The sequence below is a fragment of the Corynebacterium frankenforstense DSM 45800 genome (assembly GCF_001941485.1).
GTDB lineage: Bacteria > Actinomycetota > Actinomycetes > Mycobacteriales > Mycobacteriaceae > Corynebacterium > Corynebacterium frankenforstense.
Genome location: NZ_CP009247.1, coordinates 1,257,450 through 1,275,157 on the forward strand (window position 1 = coordinate 1,257,450; position 17,708 = coordinate 1,275,157).

The following is a 17,708-nucleotide window of genomic DNA, read 5'->3' on the forward strand; positions in this document are numbered from 1 at the left end:
AGGTGAACGATGTCCGAGGTGAAGACACCCCACGACCACGCGAAAGCGCCCGAGGGGGAGACCCGCCACCGGATCATGCGCGCACTCCTCAAGCACGCCCCGGTGACCGCGGCGGAGATGGCCGAGCATCTCGGCATGTCCGCGGCGGGGGTGCGACGCCACTTAGACATCCTCCACGAGGAGGGGCTCATCGAGGCCGTCCGACGCAATCCCCCGCGCGGTGTCACGCGCCGCCGGGGCCGGCCCGCCCGCAGCTTCCGGCTGACGGACCGCGGCCGCGAGGGCTTCGGGCACGACTACGACACGCTGACCACGCTCGCCCTCGAGGCGCTGCGCGAGGTCGGCGGGGAGGAAGCCGTGCGGGACCTGGCCCGGCGCAGGATCGAGGAGATCCTCGCCGAGATCCCGGCGGCCGACGAAGACGACCCCGAGTCCGTGGAGGAGACGGTCCGCGCCGTGGCGCGGGCCTTCGACGAGAACGGATACGCTGCAACAGTCACCGCCGCCGGCGGGGGTGTGCAGATATGCCAACACCACTGCCCGGTTTCCCACGTGGCAGAGAAGTTCCCGGAACTGTGCGCCGCCGAGCACGAGGCGATCGCGAGACGCGCGGGGCTGCACGTGCAGCCCCTGGCCTCCATCGCCCACGGCAACGACGTGTGCACCACGAACATTCCGCTGTCCACCATCAACACTCCTGAGGAAAGGAGAGGCTCATGACCCAAGCGACGCAGAACCCGAACGTCGACAAGCCGCGGTCCGATGACGAGATCATCGAGGAGATGGACGTCAAGTACAGCTACGGCTGGCACGACTCCGACGCCGCCGGCGCCAGCGCGCGCCGTGGCCTCGACGAGAGCGTGGTCCGGGACATCTCCCGGATGAAGAACGAGCCCGAGTGGATGCTCGAGCAGCGCCTCAAGGCCTACCGGACGTTCGAGAAGAAGCCCATCCCGACCTGGGGCCCCGACCTGTCGGGCATCGAGTTCGACAAGATCAAGTACTTCGTGCGTTCGACGGAGACGCAGGCGACCTCCTGGGACGACCTGCCCTCCGACATCAAGAACACCTACGACAAGCTGGGTATCCCCGAGGCCGAGAAGCAGCGCCTCGTCGCCGGCGTCGCCGCCCAGTACGAGTCCGAGGTCGTCTACCACCAGATCCGCGAGGACCTGGAGCGTCAGGGCGTCATCTTCGTCGACACCGACACCGCCGTGCGCGACTACCCGGAGCTCGTCCAGGAGTACTTCGGCACCGTCGTGCCCGCCGGCGACAACAAGTTCTCCGCGCTCAACGCCGCGGTCTGGTCCGGCGGCTCGTTCATCTACGTGCCCAAGGGCGTGCACGTCGACATCCCGCTGCAGGCCTACTTCCGCATCAACACGGAGAACATGGGCCAGTTCGAGCGCACGCTGATCATCGTCGACGAGGACGCCTACGTCCACTACGTCGAGGGCTGCACCGCGCCGATCTACAAGTCGGACTCGCTGCACGCCGCCGTCGTCGAGATCATCGTCAAGAAGGGCGCGCGCTGCCGCTACACCACCATCCAGAACTGGTCGACCAACGTCTACAACCTGGTCACCCAGCGCGCCCGCGCCGAGGAGGGCGCGACGATGGAGTGGATCGACGGCAACATCGGCTCCAAGACCAACATGAAGTACCCGGCCGTCTGGATGACCGGCCCCTACGCCCGCGGTGAGGTGCTCTCCGCACAGTTCTCCGGCGAGGGCCAGTTCCAGGACACCGGCGCGAAGATGGTCCACATGGCGCCGCACACCTCCTCGAACGTCGTCTCCAAGTCCGTCTCCCGCAACGGCGGGCGCTCCGCCTACCGCGGCCTGATCGAGATCCACTCCAACGCCCACCACTCGACCGCCAACGTCGAGTGCGACGCGCTGCTGGTGGACAACATCTCGCGCACGGACACCTACCCCTACAACGACATCCGCAACGACCACGTCACCCTCGGCCACGAGGCGACCGTGTCGCAGGTCTCGGTGGACCAGCTGTTCTACCTGATGAGCCGCGGACTGTCCGAGGAGGAGGCCATGGGCATGATCGTGCGCGGCTTCGTGGAGCCGATCGCCAAGGAGCTGCCCATGGAGTACGCACTCGAGCTCAACCGCCTGATTGAACTGCAGATGGAAGGATCGGTGGGTTAGTTGACGGAGATCGTCAAGAACGGAACGCCGCACGACACCAAGGGCGACGTCTTCACCTCCTACAACGTCGACGACTTCGACGTTCCCGGGGGCCGGGACGAGATCTGGCGTTTCATCTCGCTGCGCGCCCTGCGCGGCCTGCACAACGGCAAGTTCCCGGAGCAGACAGCCCCGGACATCACGGTCACCGTGGCCGACGGCCAGGAGGGTGTCGAGGTCGGTACCCTGGCCAAGGACGACGAGCGCGCGCTGCGCGCCGGCGCCCCGGCCGACCGGGTCGCCGCGCAGGCCTGGACCTCGATGGACGAGCTGACGTACGTCAACGTCGCCCGCGACACCGAGGTCGACACCCCGGTGCACATCGACGTGACCGGCCACGGCGCGGACAAGACCGCCTTCGGCGGCATCCTCGTCGAGCTGGGCAGCCACGCCAAGGCGACCGTCGTCCTGCGCTACCAGGGCTCGGCCACCTACGCCGACAACGTCCAGTACGTCCTCGGCGACGGCGCCAAGCTGACCGTGGTCACCGACGCGGACTGGGAGGACGACACGGTCCACCTGTCCAACCACCAGGCGCTCATCGGCCGCGACGCTGACCTGCACCACAGCGTGGCCACCTTCGGCGGCCAGGTCGTGCGCGTCGTGCCCCGCGTGCGCTTCGGCGGCCAGGGCGGCAACGTCGAGATGCTCGGCGTCTACTTCGCCGACGACGGCCAGTACTTCGAGAACCGCCTCCTGGTCGACCACTCCGAACCGAACTGCACCTCCAACGTCCTCTACAAGGGCGCGCTGCAGGGCGACACGGAGACCCGGACCGAGGCGCGCACCTGCTGGGTCGGCGACGTGCTCATCCGCGCCAAGGCCAGCAACACGGACACCTACGAGGCCAACCGCAACCTGGTGCTCAGCGAGGGCGCCCGCGCGGACGCGATCCCGAACCTGGAGATCGAGACCGGCGACATCCCCGGCGCCGGCCACGCCGCGACCGTCGGCCGCTTCGACGACATGCACCTGTTCTACCTGATGAGCCGCGGTATCCCCGAGGCCGAGGCCCGCCGCCTCATCGTGCACGGTTTCTTCACCGAGGTCATCAACAAGATCCCGGTCGAGTCCGTCCGCGAGGAGCTGGAGAACCGCGTCGAGGACGAGCTCGAGAAGGTCGTCCTCTAGGGTCCCGCCCACCATTTAGGGGCCGGACCCGACCCCACTCACTGACACCGACAACTTAGAGAACAGCGGAGAAAAGCGATGTCTACTCTCGAAATCAAGAACCTGCACGCTCAGGTCGTCCCCGCGGAGGAGGACGCCGAGCCGAAGCCGATCCTGCACGGCGTCAACCTGACCGTGAACTCCGGCGAGGTGCACGCCATCATGGGCCCGAACGGCTCCGGCAAGTCCACCCTCGCCTACGCCCTCGCGGGCCACCCGCGCTACGAGATCACCGAGGGCGAGGTGCTCCTCGACGGGGTCAATCTCCTCGACCTCGAGGTCGACGAGCGCGCCCGCGCCGGTCTCTTCCTGGCCATGCAGTACCCGACCGAGGTGCCGGGCGTGTCCATGTCGAACTTCCTGCGCTCGGCCGTGACCTCCGTGCGCGGCGAGGCGCCGAAGCTGCGCGACTGGATCAAGGAGATGGGCCAGGCCCGCGAGAACCTGAAGATCGACAAGTCCTTCACCGAGCGCTCCGTCAACGAGGGCTTCTCGGGCGGCGAGAAGAAGCGCCACGAGGTGCTCCAGCTCGACCTGCTCAAGCCGAAGTTCGCCGTCATGGACGAGACGGACTCCGGCCTGGACGTCGACGCGCTGCGCGTCGTCTCCGACGGCATCAACTCGTACCACGAGCAGAACGACGGCGGCATCGTGATGATCACGCACTACAAGCGCATCCTCGAGTACGTCAAGCCGGACGTGGTGCACGTCTTCGCGCACGGTCAGATCGTCAAGACCGGTGGCCCCGAGCTCGCCGAGGAACTCGACGCGCAGGGCTACGAGCAGTACATCTGATGGCCGGCTTCCGAACCGCCGACGGGCGCCTCGACGTCGAGGCCGTCCGCGCGGAGTTCCCGATCCTCTCGCGCACCGTGCGTGACGGGAAGCCCTTCGTCTACCTGGACTCCGGGGCGACCTCCCAGCGCCCGGAGCGGGTGTGGCGGGCCGAGGAGCGTTTCGTGCTGCACACCAACGCCCCCGTGCACCGCGGCGCCTACCAGGTAGCCGAGGAGGCCACCGACGCCTACGAGGAGGCGCGCGAGCGCATCGCGCACTTCATCGGCGCCGACGGCCCGGAGATCGCCTTCACCAAGAACGCCACCGAGGGCCTCAACCTCATCGCGTTCTGCCTGGGCGACGACCGCGCCGGCGACCTGCGCGTGGGCGAGGGCGACACCGTCGTCGTCACGGAGCTGGAACACCACGCCAACCTCGTGCCGTGGCAGGAGCTCTGCCGGCGGACGGGGGCCACGCTGAAGTGGTACTCGGCGACCGAGGACGGCCGCATCGACCTCGACTCCCTCGAGCTCGACGACTCGGTCAAGGTCGTCGCCTTCACCCACCAGTCAAACGTGACCGGTGCCGTGACCGACGTGCCGGAGCTGGTGTGCCGGGCGCGCGCCGTCGGTGCGCTCACGGTGCTCGACGCCTGCCAGTCCGTGCCCCACCAGCCGGTCGACGTGCACGCCCTCGGCGTGGACTTCGCCGCCTTCTCCGGGCACAAGATGTGCGGGCCTTCGGGCGTGGGTGCGGTCTACGGACGCGCGGAGCTGCTCGAGCAGCTGCCGCCGTTCCTGACCGGCGGCTCCATGATCGAGGTCGTGACCATGGAGAAGACGACCTTCGCCGAGCCGCCGCAGCGCTTCGAGGCCGGCACCCAGATGACCAGCCAGGTCGTGGGGCTCGGCGCGGCGGTCGACTTCCTCGAGGAGGTCGGCATGGACGCCGTGGCCGCCCACGAGCACGAGCTGACCGCGCACGCGCTCGACGTGCTCCCGCAGATCGAGGGCCTGCGCATCCTCGGGCCGACCGAACCGGTCGCCCGCGGCGGTGCCGTCTCCTTCGTCGTCGACGGGATCCACCCGCACGACCTCGGCCAGGTCCTCGACGACCGCGGCGTGGCCGTGCGCGTGGGCCACCACTGCGCGTGGCCGGTGCACCGCTGTCTGGGCGCCCAGTCCACGGCGCGGGCGTCGTTCTACCTGTACAACACCGAAGCGGAGATCGACCGGCTGGCCGAGGCGATCGACTACGCGCGAGATTTCTTCGGGGTGAAGTAGCGTGAGCGTTGAATCCATGTACCAGGAGGTCATCCTGGACCACTACAAGAACCCGACCCACTCCGGGCTGCGCGAGCCCTTTGAGGCCGAGGTCTTCCACGTCAACCCGTCCTGCGGTGACGAGGTCACGCTGCGCGTGCACCTCTCCAACGACGGCAAGACCGTGGAGGACGTCTCCTACCAGGCGACCGGTTGCTCGATCTCCCAGGCCTCCACGTCGGTGATGGCCGAGGAGATCGTCGGCCAGCCGGTGGCCAAGGCCATGGAGAAGCTCGAGGACTTCGACCGCATGGTCACCTCGCGCGGCAAGGAGGAGGGCGACCCCGAGCTGATCGGCGACGGCGTCGCCTTCGCCGGGGTGGCCAAGTACCCCGCCCGGGTCAAGTGCGCGCTGCTCGGCTGGAAGGCCTTCCAGGCCGCGACCGCCGAGGCGCTCGACAAGATGAACGGAGGCTCTGAGCAGTAATGACCGAAGAGGACCAGAACGCCGGGACCCCCGAGCGCGCCGCCGCTGACGGCGCGCAGGCCCCGCCCCAGACGGAGCAGGACATCAAGGACGCCGCCGACGTCGAGGAGTACCTCCGCGACGTCATCGACCCCGAGCTCGGGATCAACGTCGTGGACCTCGGTCTGGTCTACGACATCTTCATCGACCGTTCCGACGGCGTGAAGACCGCGGTGATCAACATGACCCTGACCTCGCCGGCGTGCCCGCTGACGGACATGCTCGAGGATCAGGCCTCGGTGGCCGTGGTCAACAACGGCGCGGCCGACGAGGTGGAGATCAACTGGGTGTGGATCCCGCCGTGGGGCCCGCACATGATCACCGAGGAGGGCCGCGAGCAGCTGCGCGCGCTCGGCTTCGCCGTCTAGCGCGCCGCCCGCCGGGCCCACCCCGCACGAGCTGAACCGAACCGCCCCCGACCGGTCACCCCACCGGTCGGGGGCGGTCTCCGTGTCCGCTCCGTCTCAGAGCTCGGCGAGGATGAGCTCCGCGGTCGCGGTGTCGGTGACCAGGGACCGGAAGAGCCCCCGGCGGGCGGCCACGATGACGGGGAGCACCTTCTCCGCACCGACGGCGATCGCGGTCGAGCGGGGGATCCGCAGCAGCTGCTCGGTGCTGATGTGGATGGTGCGCTCGGATCCGGGGAAGCTCAGCTCACGGCCGGCGCGGTCGAAGAAGTGGAGACAGACGTCGCCCACCGAGTCGGGGAGGGCGTCCTGGGGGATGGCCCGGGAGATGGAGACCCGGCCCGTGGTGCGGGCTCCGACGCCGAGGAGCGCGCCGCGGGCGTTCGCCCAGAGCCCGCGGATGGCGCGGAAGGAGTCGTCCACCTGGAGCGCCTCGTAGACCGCGGGGGAGGGCACCGCCTCGGCGAAGAGCGCCGTGTAGCTCGCGCCCGAGTGCTCGGCCAGGCGGCGCACTGTCTCGTTGGGCTGGTGCCACAGCTCGGGCTCGTGGGCCCCGCCCACGCCCGGGACGAGCACCGCCGACTGCAGTCCGGTCAGCTGCATGTCGGCCACGCCGCTGGTGGCCATGCCCGAGGCCACGACGACGGAGTCGCCCGGCCGCAGCTCCATGTCGAGCACGGCGGCCTGCACGGCGCGTTCCATCCCGCGGCCGATGGTCTGGGGGTGGGCGCCGGGGGCCAGGAACGCACGCCGCAGCCCCAGTGCCTCGGCGAGCTCGGCCGCCAGCCCGGTCATGTCCGCGGACCCGGGAGGCACGACCTGGACGCGGACCATCCCGATCGCGCGGGCCCGGGAGAGCATCCGCGACACTGTCGGGCGGGACACGCCCAGGGAGTCGGCGATCGCCGCCTGGCCCATGCCGTCCTCGTGGTACATGCAGGCGACCTCGTAGAGGCGGTTGAGGTCGGTGTCGTCCATTACGGGACCTCCGGTGATCGTCGGGGCGGCTCCCGGAGCCGGCGGCGCCGGCGGACGCGGGAGAGGGGGTGGTGCGGGGGTGGCGAGGGAGCACTCATGCACATCCGTGCACGGGGCTTCCCCGTTCTCCGGCGGGGGCGCGGGTCCGGGAGCTGCGTGTTTGCGGGGATTTCACCCTACTCTACCGGCAGTGCACAAATGTGCTTGACATAGGTGCACCCTCTTCATAGTTTGGGCCCCGTATCCACCGCCTTCCCGTGAGGAGTCACCCATGACCGTCCCGACCGAGATGCGGGCCGTGGTCTGCCACGGCCCCGAGAACTACTCCCTGGAGACCCGGCCCGTCCCCGACATCGGGGACGACGGACTGCTCATCCAGGTCGAGTCCGTCGGCGTCTGCGCCTCGGACCTGAAGTGCTACCACGGCGCCGAGAAGTTCTGGGGCGGCGGGGGCCGCGCCCAGTGGGCGCAGGAGGAGGTCATCCCCGGCCACGAGATCACCGGCACCGTGGTGCGGGGCACCGACGCCGGCCTCGAGCACCACGGCGTGGCCGTCGGCGACCGCATCGTCATCGAGCAGATCGTGCCCTGCGGCACCTGCCGGTACTGCAAGCGTGGCGAGTACTGGATGTGCGGGCCCCACGACATGTTCGGCTTCCGCAACTTCGACGGCGGCATGGCCGAGTACATGTACGTGCCCACCCGCGCCCTGGTGCACAAGATCTCCTCGGAGATCAAGCCTGAACACGCGGCGTACGCCGAGCCGCTGTCCTGCGCGCTGCACGCGGTCGAGCGTGCGGACCTCAGGTTCGAGGACACCCTCGTCGTCGCGGGCGCCGGCCCGATCGGCCTGGGCGTGATCGCGGGGGCGCGGCAGAAGAACCCGCTGCGCATCATCGCGCTGGACATGGACGACGACAAGCTCGCTCTGGCGAAGAAGGTCGGCGCGGACCTCACCGTCAACGTGAAGACCGAGGACGCGCCGGCGATCGTGCGTGAGCTCACCGACGGTTACGGCGCGGACGTCTACATCGAGGCGACGGGTCACCCCTCGGGCGTCACCCAGGGCCTGGACATGCTGCGCAAGCTGGGCCGGTTCGTCGAGTACTCGGTGTTCGGCTCGGAGACCTCCGTGGACTGGTCGATCATCTCCGACGACAAGGAGCTCGACGTCTACGGCGCCCACCTCGGCCCGTACACCTGGCCGGCGGCGATCAAGCTCATCGAGTCCGGCGTGCTGCCGCTCGACGAGATCTGCACGGACCAGTTCCCGCTGGCGCAGTTCCAGGACGCGCTCGACCTGGTCGGTGACTCGGAGGGCGCCTCGGTGAAGGTGTCCATCCTGCCGCAGCAGTAAAACGCGGCGGGGCGCCCGGGAAGCAAGCCCGTGGCGCGCGCCCGCTCGGCCGGCGCGCGCCCGCTCAGTCCTCGGCGCCGCCGGCCGCCTCGCCGTCGGCGGCCAGGTGGTGGGCGATTTCGGTCGTGCGCTCGTAGAGCGCGCGGTAGTCGGCGTAGCGGCGGTCGTAGTCCACGGCGTCGCTGGTCCGCGGCTCGAAGACGTACTCCACGGGGTTCCACGGGTCGATCGACTCCACCTCGCCGAGCGCCCGGGCGACCAGGAACGCGTCGCCGAGCGCCGCGCCGACGTGGTGGCGGCGGCGTACCTGGGCCCGCCCGGTCACGTCCGAGACGATCTGCGGCCACAGGTCCGAGGTCACCCCGCCGCCGGCGCAGGCGATGGTGTCGATGCGCAGGCCCGCGGCCTCCATCACCTCGATGTTGTGCCGCACCGCCAGCGCCGTGCCCTCGAGCATCGCCCGGTAGAGGTGCGCGCGGGTGTGGTCGAGGGTCAGGCCCGCGATGATCCCGCGCGCGTCCGGGTCCTGCACGGGGGTGCGCTCGCCGGCGAAGTAGGGCAGCACCATCAGCCCGTCACACCCCGGGGCCACCTCGGCGGCCTCCGCGGTGAGCACCGAGTAGTCGTCCTCGCCGGTGATCCGCCGCATCCAGTCGGTCAGGGAGCCGGAGGTCGCCAGGCCCCCGGCCAGGTTGCGCATGCCCGCCCGGGTGCCCGTCGTGCCCCACATCGCGGGGTGGCGCGCCCGGCGCGTGGAGTTGGCCACGAGGAACAGGGTGGTGCCGTACATGAGGAACAGCTCGTGGTCGGCGACCGCGCCCACCGACTCCTGCTCGGCCCACGCGTCGACGGTGCCGAAGGTCACGGGGATCCCGGCGGCCAGCGCCGGGAGATCCTCCCGGGTACGCGTGTGCCCGCAGATCTCGTCGCTCCAGCCGAGCCGCGGCGGGATCGTGCCGGGGGAGAGGGCCCGCCACATCTCCTCGTCCCACTCGCAGGTCTCGGGGTCGTAGAGCGGGGTGCACTGGCTCGCCGACTGCCGGTCGAGGACGTACTCGCCGGTCAGCTTGCGGATCAGCGCGCTCGAGGGCATGTAGAGACGGGTCGGCTCCGCGAAGTCCTCCGGGTGGTGCTCGGCGAACCAGACCAGCTTCGGCCCGCCGGCCTGCGTGGTCAGCTGCGAGTCGTACCGGGCGAGGAGCTCGTCCTGGCCGAAGCGCGCGGCCAGGGCGTCGATCTGCTCGCGCGCCCGGGCGTCCACGCCGTAGAGCGCGGAGGGGGCGATCGGGTGGTCGTCGGCGTCGGTGACGGCCACGCACGGGCCCATCCCGGAGACCCCGATGCCGGCGATCCCGGGCTCCACGCCCTCGACCGCGGCGGTCAGCTCCGGGTAGATCGAGCGGAACTCGTCCCACCAGATCTCCTGGTCCATCTCGACGAGCCCGGCGGCGCCCCGGCGCACCTCGTGCGACCGGGTCACCGTGCGCAGCACCTCCCCGGTCTCCACGGCGACGAGGACCGCCTTGGTGCTCGAGGTCCCCACGTCCAGTCCGACGAAACATCTCAGGGACATGACTGCTGTGCTCCTCCCGGTCGTTGTGCGCCGTGCGGGCGGACGGCGCCCGTCGGGGCGATTCTACCGGTTCAGCGCAGCGCCTCGCGGGCCTCGCGCGCGGCGCGGCGCAGGTCGTCGAAGGTGAGGCCCTGCGGCTGGGCCGGGTAGTTCGATTGCCGACGTCCCGCGCCACCCCGCTGCGCGCCCGCTGCGGCGGGCTGCGCGGGCCCCGCCCACGCGGCCCGGGAACGACCGGGATTCGGCCGCGGCTGCGGGGGTTGCGCGGAGTGCGGGGGCTGCGGGGGCTGTGCGCCGGCAGCCGGGGAATCGGCGGGGGAGCCGGCGGCCCGGGAGGGTCGCGGCGTCGGACGCGACTGCGGGGCCCGGCGCTGCGGCGCCGGGGCGCCGCCCGCCGGCCGACGGTGCCGGAAGTCGGGGACGGCGGTCACCGAGACGTCGGAAAGCTTCGCGGCGTCGATGGAGTAGCCCGCCAGGAACGAGCGCACGTCCGCCTGCGACGGCTCGCCGGCGAAGCGGCCGACCATGGAACCGTGCTGGTAGGCGTTGAGGCTGTAGCGGATGACGTACTCCCGGCCCTCGACACCCGTGCCGTGGGCGGAGGCGCCGGTTCTGCTGGCGTGACCCATGCCGCCGATGATAGAGGACGCGGGCCCGGTTGTTAGGATGTCTCGGCGTGATTGTCACTCATGATCTCGAGGTACGCGTCGGAGCCCGCACCCTGCTGACCGCCCCCGGCGACCAGCTGCGCGTGCAGCCGGGCGACCGGATCGGCCTGGTCGGGCGCAACGGCGCCGGCAAGACGACGACGATGCGCATCCTCGCCGGCGAGACCGAGCCCTACGGCGGCTCCGTCGACCGGGCGGGCGAGATCGGCTACCTGCCGCAGGACTCCCGCGAGGGCAACATCGACCAGTCGGCACGTGACCGCGTGCTCTCCGCCCGCGGGCTGGACCGCATCCGCACCTCGATGGAGCGCCAGCAGGAGATCATGGAGACCACGGAGGACGAGCGCAAGCGCGACTCCGCGATCTCGAAGTACTCCCGCCTCGAGGAGCGCTACCACGCCCTCGGCGGCTACGAGGCCGCCGCCGAGTGCGCGCAGATCTGCGACAACCTCGGCCTGCCCGCCCGCATCCTGGACCAGCCGCTGAAGACCCTCTCGGGTGGCCAGCGCCGCCGCGTGGAGCTCGCGCAGATCCTCTTCGCCGCCACCGCCGGCTCCGGCAAGTCGGCCACCACGCTGCTCCTCGACGAGCCGACCAACCACCTGGACGCCGACTCCATCGGCTGGCTGCGCAGCTTCCTGGCGCGCCACGAGGGCGGGCTGATCATGATCTCGCACGACGTCGAGCTGCTCGACGCCGTGTGCAACAAGGTCTGGTACCTCGACGCCGTGCGCGGCGAGGCCGACGTCTACAACATGGGCTTCGCCAAGTACAAGGACGCCCGCGCCACCGACGAGGCCCGCCGGCGCCGCGAGCGCGCCAACGCGGAGAAGAAGGCCTCCGCGCTGCGCACCCAGGCCGCCAAGCTGGGCGCGAAGGCCACCAAGGCGCGCGCCGCCAAGCAGATGGCCGCCCGCGCCGACCGCATGATGGGCGAGCTCGACGAGGTCCGCGTGGCCGACAAGGTCGCCCACATCTCCTTCCCGGAGCCCGCCCCCTGCGGCAAGACCCCGCTGATGGCCACCGGCCTGACCAAGATGTACGGCTCGCTCGAGGTCTTCGCCGGGGTGGACCTGGCCGTGGACCGCGGCTCGCGGGTGGTCGTCCTCGGCTTCAACGGTGCGGGCAAGACCACGCTGCTCAAGCTGCTCGCCGGGGTGGAGCGCACCGACGGCGAGGGCGGCGTGGTCGGCGGCCACGGGCTGAAGATCGGCTACTTCGCCCAGGAGCACGACACCATCGACCCGGACAAGACCGTCTGGGAGAACACGGTGGCCGCCTGCCCGGACGTCTACCAGCAGGAGCTGCGCACCCTGCTCGGCGCGTTCATGTTCTCCGGCGAGAAGCTCGAGCAGCCCGCCGGCACGCTCTCCGGCGGCGAGAAGACCCGCCTGGCGCTGGCCGCGCTGGTCAGCTCGCGGGCGAACGTGCTGCTGCTCGACGAGCCGACGAACAACCTCGACCCCGTCTCCCGCGAGCAGGTCCTCGACGCGCTGCGCACCTACACCGGTGCCGTCGTGCTGGTCACCCACGACCCGGGCGCCGTGCGCGCGCTCGAGCCCGAGCGGGTCATCGTGCTGCCCGACGGCACCGAGGACCTCTGGAGCGACGACTACATGGAGCTCGTCGAACTCGCCTGACGCCACCCCCGGGTGTGCACGCGGGCGTGTCCGGTGCCACACTGGTGGCCATGAGTTCCCCGTCACACTTCGTTTCCCGTCACCTCTTCGGCCCCGGGCCGTGCAACCCCTACCCGGAGGCCACCACGGCGCTGACCCGCCCGCTGCTCGGCCACCTCGACCCCGAGTTCATCGCCGAGATGGACGAGGTCTGCGCGGGACTGCGCACCCTGTGGGGCACCGAGAACGCCCGCACCCTGCCGCTGTCGACCACCGGCTCCGGCGGCATGGAGGCCGCCTTCGTCAACTTCGTCGAGCCCGGCGACGTGGTCGTCGTCGGCGTCAACGGGCTCTTCGGCGAGCGCATGTGCGACGTCGCCTCCCGCATGGGGGCAGAGGTCGTGCGCGTCGACTTCGAGTGGGGCACCCCCGTCGACCCGGTCAAACTGACCGAGGCGCACCCCGACCCGAAGATCATCGCCGTCGTCTACGCCGAGACCTCCACCGGTGTCGCCAGCGACATCGCCGAGATCGGCCGGCGCAAGGGCGACGCCCTGCTGCTCGTCGACGCCGTGACCGCCATCGCCGGCGTCGAGCTCAAGGCCGACGAGTGGGGCATCGACATCGGCTACGCCGGCACCCAGAAGTGCCTCGGCGTGGCCCCGGGCCTGGCTCCCTTCACCGTCTCCGACCGCGCCTGGGAGCGCCGCGTGGAGCACCCGCGCTCCTGGTACCTGGACCTGGGCATGCTCGGCGGCTACGCCGGCGAGGCCACCGGCTCGAAGCGCACCTACCACCACACCGCCCCGACCGGCATGGTCGTCTCCCTGGGCGCGGCGATCACCCGCATCCTCGACGAGGGCCTGGACAACGTCATCGCCCGCCACCGCGCGGCCGGTGCGGCGCTGCAGGCCGGCCTGGAGGAGATGGGCCTCGAGCTCTTCGCCGCCGAGGGCCACCGCCTGCCGGACCTGACCACGGTCAAGGTGCCCGAGGGCGTGGACAACGCCGCCGTGCGTTCGTACCTGCTCGAGCACTTCGACATCGAGATCGGCGCCGGCGTGGGCGCCTACACCGACAGCGTCTGGCGCATCGGCCTGATGGGCCCGAACGCCCAGCCGGCCTCCGTGCCGCTCATCCTGGGCGCGCTCAAGGAGGCCATCGCGGCGGTCCGCTGACGCGATTGGTCACCTGCTGGCGCGTGGCGGTCCGCTGACGCGGACCGCCACCAGATGACCCGAAAGGAAAAGGCCGGAGCATCTCGCTCCGGCCTTTCGCCGTGCCCGGGGGATGGGCGTGGCCCGCAGGAACGGGCCTGGGCGTGGCCCGCGGGAGCGGGCCGATTCAGAAGCCCCTACTTCTGCAGGCGCTCACGCACCTCCGCGGCGGCGGCGACGAGGTTCTTTAGCGTCGCCGTGGTCTCGGGCCAGGCGCGGGTCTTCAGGCCGCAGTCCGGGTTGACCCAGACCTGGCGCGGGTCGAGGGCGTCGACGGCGATGTCGATCAGGCCGCGGACCTCGTCCTGCGAGGGCACGCGCGCGGAGTGGATGTCCCACACGCCCGGCCCCAGGCCACGCTCGAAGCCGTGCTCGGCCAGGGCCGGCAGTACCTTCAGCCGCGAGCGGGAGGCCTCCACGCTGGTCACGTCCGCGTCGAGGCGGTCGATCGCGTCGACGATGGTGGCGAAGTCGGAGTAGCACAGATGGGTGTGGATGCTGGTCTGATCGGCCGCACCCGAGGTGGCCAGGCGGAAGGAGCCGACGGACCAGGCCAGGTAGTCCTCGCGGTCCTCGGCGCGCAGCGGCAGCAGCTCGCGGATGGCCGGCTCGTCGACCTGGATGACGCCGATGCCGGCGGCCTCGAGGTCGGCGACCTCGGCGCGCAGGGCCAGGCCGATCTGGTCGGCGACCTCGCCCCAGGCGATGTCCTCGCGGACGAAGGACCAGGCCATGATGGTCACCGGGCCGGTGAGCATGCCCTTGACCGGCTTGTCGGTCAGCGACTGGGCGTAGGAGGACCACGGCACGGTGATCGCCTCCGGGCGCGAGATGTCGCCCCACAGCACCGACGGGCGGGTGCAGCGCGAACCGTAGGACTGCACCCAGCCGTGCGTGGTGGCCAGGCAGCCGTCGAAGTGCTCGCAGAAGTACTGCACCATGTCGTTGCGCTCGGGCTCGCCGTGGACGAGGACGTCGAGGCCGATCTCCTCCTGGGCGCGGATGACCTTCTCGATCTCCGCGTTCATCGCCTCGGTGTAGGCGGCCTCGTCGATGTTCCCCTTGCGGAAGGCCGCGCGGGTCTTGCGGATCTCGCCGGTCTGCGGGAAGGAGCCGATGGTCGTCGTCGGCAGCAGCGGCAGGTCGAGGGCCTTCTCCTGGGCGGCGCGGCGCTGCTCGTAGGGGGAGCGGCGGCGGTCGGCGTCGGTGACGGCGGCGGTGGCCTCGCGCACCTCGGCCCGCTTGACGCCCGGGTGGTCGGCGCGGGTGCGCAGCGCCTCGCGGGCCACGGCGAACTCGTCGGCGACGGACTCCTCGCCCTCGGCCAGCGCGGCGGCCAAGACCGCGGTCTCGCGGACCTTCTGGTCGGCGAAGGCCAGCCAGGAGCGGATCTCCGGGTCGATGCCGGTCTCGCGCTCGACGTCCTGCGGCACGTGCTGCAGGGAGGTCGAGGTGGACACCGACAGGGCCACCTGGTCGCCGAGGCCGGTGCGGATGCGCACCAGCTGGGCGAGCTTGGCGTCCAGGTCGGCGCGCCAGATGTTGCGGCCGGAGACCGCGCCGGCGATCAGGGTGCGCCCGGAGAGCGACTTGGACCAGCGGGCCAGGGTGTCGGCCTCCGGCTCGCGGCCGCGGACCAGGTCGACGCCGACGGCCTCCACCGAGGTCTTCTCGGCCAGCACGTCGACGGCGTCCTCGGCGTGGCCGTAGGAGAGCACGACGGCGAGCTTCGGCGCGGCGTCGGAGAGCGTCGTGTAGGCGCGCTCGAGGGCGGCGAGCAGCTCGCCGCGGTCCTGCGGGGTGCGGTGGCGGTCGGTGACCAGGGCGGGCTCGTCGAACTGGACCCACTCGACGCCGGCGTCGGCGAGCTCGGCGAGCAGCTCGGCGTAGACGGCGACGAGGTCGTCGAGGCGGTCCAGCGGGTTGTAGCCGGCGCCGGCCTCCTCGGTGGGCTTGGCCAGCGCCAGGAAGGTGACGGGGCCGACGAGCACGGGGCGCACGGCCCCGCCGAGGGCGCGGGCGGCGGCCACGCGCGGCGAGCCGTTGTAGGCGAGCTCCGTCTCCGGGCCGATCTCGGGGACCAGGTAGTGGTAGTTGGAGTCGAACCACTTGGTCATCTCGAGCGCGGCGCGGTCGCCCTCGCCGCGGGCGACGGTGAACTGCGCGGCGAGCGCGGCGGCGGCCTCCGGGTCGGCCTTCGCGGCGCGCAGGGCCTCGGCCTCGGCGGCGAAGCGGGCGGGCACGGCACCGGCGGCGATGACGATGTCGAGCACCTGGTCGTAGTAGGAGAAGTCCTCCGGCACGGCGGCCGGAGCCTTCAGGCCCAGCTGCCGCAGGCGGGCGGTGCGGGTCTTGCGCAGCTCGTCGGCGGTGGCGCGCAGGGCCTCGGTCTCGGCGGGGGAGTCGGAGGACCAGGCCTTCTCGAGGGCGAACTTGAGCTCGCGGTCCGCGCCGATGCGCGGGTAGCCGAGGACGGTGGCGGCGGGGAAGTTGGCGGACATGGGTTAAGGGGCCTTTCAGGGGTTGAAGGTGTGTTGAGGTTGCAGCCGGGCTCGGCGTTGGGTTTCGGGGTCGCACCCCGGGGCGTGCTTCTCTGGTTGTTCGATCCGTGGACGATCAGACCGTGGACGATCAGACCGTGGACGACCGGACCGCGGGCGACTCAGACCGCGGGGGTCAGGCGCCCGAGGGCCAGACCGACCAGCTCGCTGTCCACGGCCCGGCCGCGGGCGATGCGGTGGGCCTCCCGGCGGGCCGGCACGGCGCCGCCGAGCGCGCCCGCGGTGCCGGGCAGGCCCGTCACCGCGGAGGCGTGGTGGCTCAGGTAGCCGGCGGCGCGCAGGTACTCGAGCAGGTCGAGGGTCGGCCGCGGTCGGTTGAACGTGTAGAGGTGCACCCCCGGCGCGCCGGCGTCGAGGACCCGCGTCATCAGCTGGGCGGTCGCGCCGAGGGCGCGGCGCACGCGCAGCACCGGGTCGGCGGTCGCGTGGATCTCCTCGAGCGCCGCCGGCACGGGGATACCCGCCAGGCGTTCCATGGCCCGGAGTCGACGCAGATCGTGCAGGGGCAGGATGCCGGGGACGATCGGCAGGCGCACGCCGGTGAAGGCGAGCTCGCGCACCAGCGAGATGTAGTCCTCGGGGTCGTAGAAGACCTGGGTGATCGCGAAGTCGGCACCGGCGCGGGCCTTGTCGGTCAGCGCGGCCAGGTCGCCGTCGCGCCTCGCCCCGCGGGAGGCGGGGTAGGCGGCGACGCCGATGGAGACGTAGTCCTCGGTCACCGGGGCCGTGGCCGCCCCGGAGCCGCCGGGGCCGGTGCCCACGCCGTGGGGCAGCTCGTCGGCGGCGATCTCGCGGATCAGCTCGACCAGCTCGGCGGCGTGGGTGAGCGTGCCCGGGGTGGGCGAGTAGTCCGGGTCGTCGGCCGGCGGGTCGCCGCGCAGCGCGAGGAAGTCGCGGACCCCGGCGCGCAGCAGCAGCCGGATGATCAGCGTCATCTCCGCCGGGGTGGAGCCCAGGCAGGTCAGGTGTGCGACGGCGGGCAGACCGGGGTGGCGGTCGATCATGTTGAGCAGCACCTGCACCGAGGTGTCACGGGTGTCGCCGCCGGATCCGCCGGCCCCGTAGGTCACGGAGACGTAGTCGGGACGGGCGGTGGCCAGCTTGTTCACGCCGGCCCAGATGCCCGACACCTTGGACGGATTGCGCGGCGGGTACAGCTCGAAGGACACCGTCGGGTGCTCCGTCGGCGTGCCTGGCCGGTAGTCGGAGTAGAGAAGTCCTGTTGGCATGGGGGTTCCTATCGAACCTCGGCGTTAGCACCGTTCCAGGGCTCTGGGGGTTGCTGCGGCGTCATCGAGCCGGGTCTCTCGGCCGCTCTGAATAGGTGCCGATCAGCCTAGGACACCCGCGGAGTGACCGGAAGCACCTTCAGCGCAGGGGAACAAAACC

The 17,708-nt window shown here is 71.2% G+C and carries 15 protein-coding genes and 1 riboswitch; of the genes, 10 read left to right on the plus strand and 5 right to left on the minus strand.

Going from position 1 to position 17,708, the window contains the following annotated elements; genetic code table 11:
* Nucleotides 1-9 precede the first annotated feature (9 nt).
* From CFRA_RS05445 to CFRA_RS05475, 7 genes are all read left to right on the plus strand, one after another.
* Nucleotides 10-720 (plus strand): helix-turn-helix transcriptional regulator, encoded by a 711-nt coding sequence (locus CFRA_RS05445; protein ID WP_075663783.1) that lies wholly within the window; start codon nucleotides 10-12, stop codon nucleotides 718-720.
* Nucleotides 717-2,165, plus strand: a complete 1,449-nt coding sequence (gene sufB / locus CFRA_RS05450) for a Fe-S cluster assembly protein SufB (RefSeq protein WP_075663784.1) — start codon at nucleotides 717-719, stop codon at nucleotides 2,163-2,165. The genes CFRA_RS05445 and sufB overlap by 4 nt, the downstream gene beginning before the upstream one ends.
* Complete coding sequence (sufD, locus tag CFRA_RS05455; protein WP_075663785.1) at nucleotides 2,166-3,335, plus strand: Fe-S cluster assembly protein SufD; 1,170 nt, start codon at nucleotides 2,166-2,168, stop codon at nucleotides 3,333-3,335. It begins immediately after the preceding gene.
* A 78-nt stretch (nucleotides 3,336-3,413) separates the two neighbouring features.
* The gene (gene sufC / locus CFRA_RS05460) at nucleotides 3,414-4,169 is read left to right on the plus strand and encodes a Fe-S cluster assembly ATPase SufC (protein ID WP_075663786.1); all 756 of its coding nucleotides are present in this window, start codon (nucleotides 3,414-3,416) and stop codon (nucleotides 4,167-4,169) included.
* Complete coding sequence (locus CFRA_RS05465; protein WP_075663787.1) at nucleotides 4,169-5,434, plus strand: cysteine desulfurase; 1,266 nt, start codon at nucleotides 4,169-4,171, stop codon at nucleotides 5,432-5,434. Before sufC ends, CFRA_RS05465 begins: the two co-directional genes overlap by 1 nt.
* Before the next feature lies 1 nt (nucleotide 5,435).
* Nucleotides 5,436-5,900 (plus strand): Fe-S cluster assembly sulfur transfer protein SufU, encoded by a 465-nt coding sequence (gene sufU / locus CFRA_RS05470; RefSeq protein WP_075663788.1) that lies wholly within the window; start codon nucleotides 5,436-5,438, stop codon nucleotides 5,898-5,900.
* Nucleotides 5,900-6,307, plus strand: a complete 408-nt coding sequence (locus CFRA_RS05475; protein WP_075663789.1) for a metal-sulfur cluster assembly factor — start codon at nucleotides 5,900-5,902, stop codon at nucleotides 6,305-6,307. Before sufU ends, CFRA_RS05475 begins: the two co-directional genes overlap by 1 nt.
* Before the next feature lie 96 nt (nucleotides 6,308-6,403).
* On the opposite strand, the gene CFRA_RS05480 is transcribed toward CFRA_RS05475, so the two are convergent.
* Nucleotides 6,404-7,324 carry a sugar-binding transcriptional regulator gene (locus CFRA_RS05480; RefSeq protein ID WP_075663790.1) on the minus strand — a complete coding sequence of 307 codons (921 nt, stop codon included), beginning with the start codon at nucleotides 7,322-7,324 and terminating at the stop codon, nucleotides 6,404-6,406.
* A 271-nt stretch (nucleotides 7,325-7,595) separates the two neighbouring features.
* On the opposite strand from CFRA_RS05480, the gene CFRA_RS05485 reads away from it, so the two are divergent.
* Entirely contained in the window at nucleotides 7,596-8,681 is a 1,086-nt protein-coding gene (locus tag CFRA_RS05485; RefSeq protein WP_075663791.1) for a zinc-binding dehydrogenase, read from the plus strand.
* Between the two features lie 64 nt (nucleotides 8,682-8,745).
* On the opposite strand, the gene CFRA_RS05490 is transcribed toward CFRA_RS05485, so the two are convergent.
* Both CFRA_RS05490 and CFRA_RS05495 read right to left on the minus strand, forming a co-directional pair.
* On the minus strand, nucleotides 8,746-10,254 hold the full coding sequence (locus CFRA_RS05490; RefSeq protein WP_075663792.1) for an FGGY-family carbohydrate kinase: 1,509 nt from the start codon (nucleotides 10,252-10,254) through the stop codon (nucleotides 8,746-8,748).
* A 71-nt stretch (nucleotides 10,255-10,325) separates the two neighbouring features.
* Complete coding sequence (locus CFRA_RS05495) at nucleotides 10,326-10,883, minus strand: hypothetical protein (RefSeq protein WP_075663793.1); 558 nt, start codon at nucleotides 10,881-10,883, stop codon at nucleotides 10,326-10,328.
* 47 nt (nucleotides 10,884-10,930) lie between these two features.
* On the opposite strand from CFRA_RS05495, the gene CFRA_RS05500 reads away from it, so the two are divergent.
* A complete protein-coding gene (locus tag CFRA_RS05500) occupies nucleotides 10,931-12,562 on the plus strand; it encodes an ABC-F family ATP-binding cassette domain-containing protein (RefSeq protein ID WP_075663794.1) in 1,632 nt (543 codons plus the stop codon).
* A 50-nt stretch (nucleotides 12,563-12,612) separates the two neighbouring features.
* Nucleotides 12,613-13,719 carry a pyridoxal-phosphate-dependent aminotransferase family protein gene (locus CFRA_RS05505; protein ID WP_075664901.1) on the plus strand — a complete coding sequence of 369 codons (1,107 nt, stop codon included), beginning with the start codon at nucleotides 12,613-12,615 and terminating at the stop codon, nucleotides 13,717-13,719.
* A 176-nt stretch (nucleotides 13,720-13,895) separates the two neighbouring features.
* On the opposite strand, the gene metE is transcribed toward CFRA_RS05505, so the two are convergent.
* Entirely contained in the window at nucleotides 13,896-16,259 is a 2,364-nt protein-coding gene (gene metE / locus CFRA_RS05510) for a 5-methyltetrahydropteroyltriglutamate--homocysteine S-methyltransferase (protein WP_075663795.1), read from the minus strand.
* 161 nt (nucleotides 16,260-16,420) lie between these two features.
* Nucleotides 16,421-17,548 carry a methylenetetrahydrofolate reductase gene (locus CFRA_RS05515; protein ID WP_075663796.1) on the minus strand — a complete coding sequence of 376 codons (1,128 nt, stop codon included), beginning with the start codon at nucleotides 17,546-17,548 and terminating at the stop codon, nucleotides 16,421-16,423.
* Between the two features lie 5 nt (nucleotides 17,549-17,553).
* Nucleotides 17,554-17,646: riboswitch (SAM riboswitch) on the minus strand.
* Nucleotides 17,647-17,708: the final 62 nt, after the last annotated feature.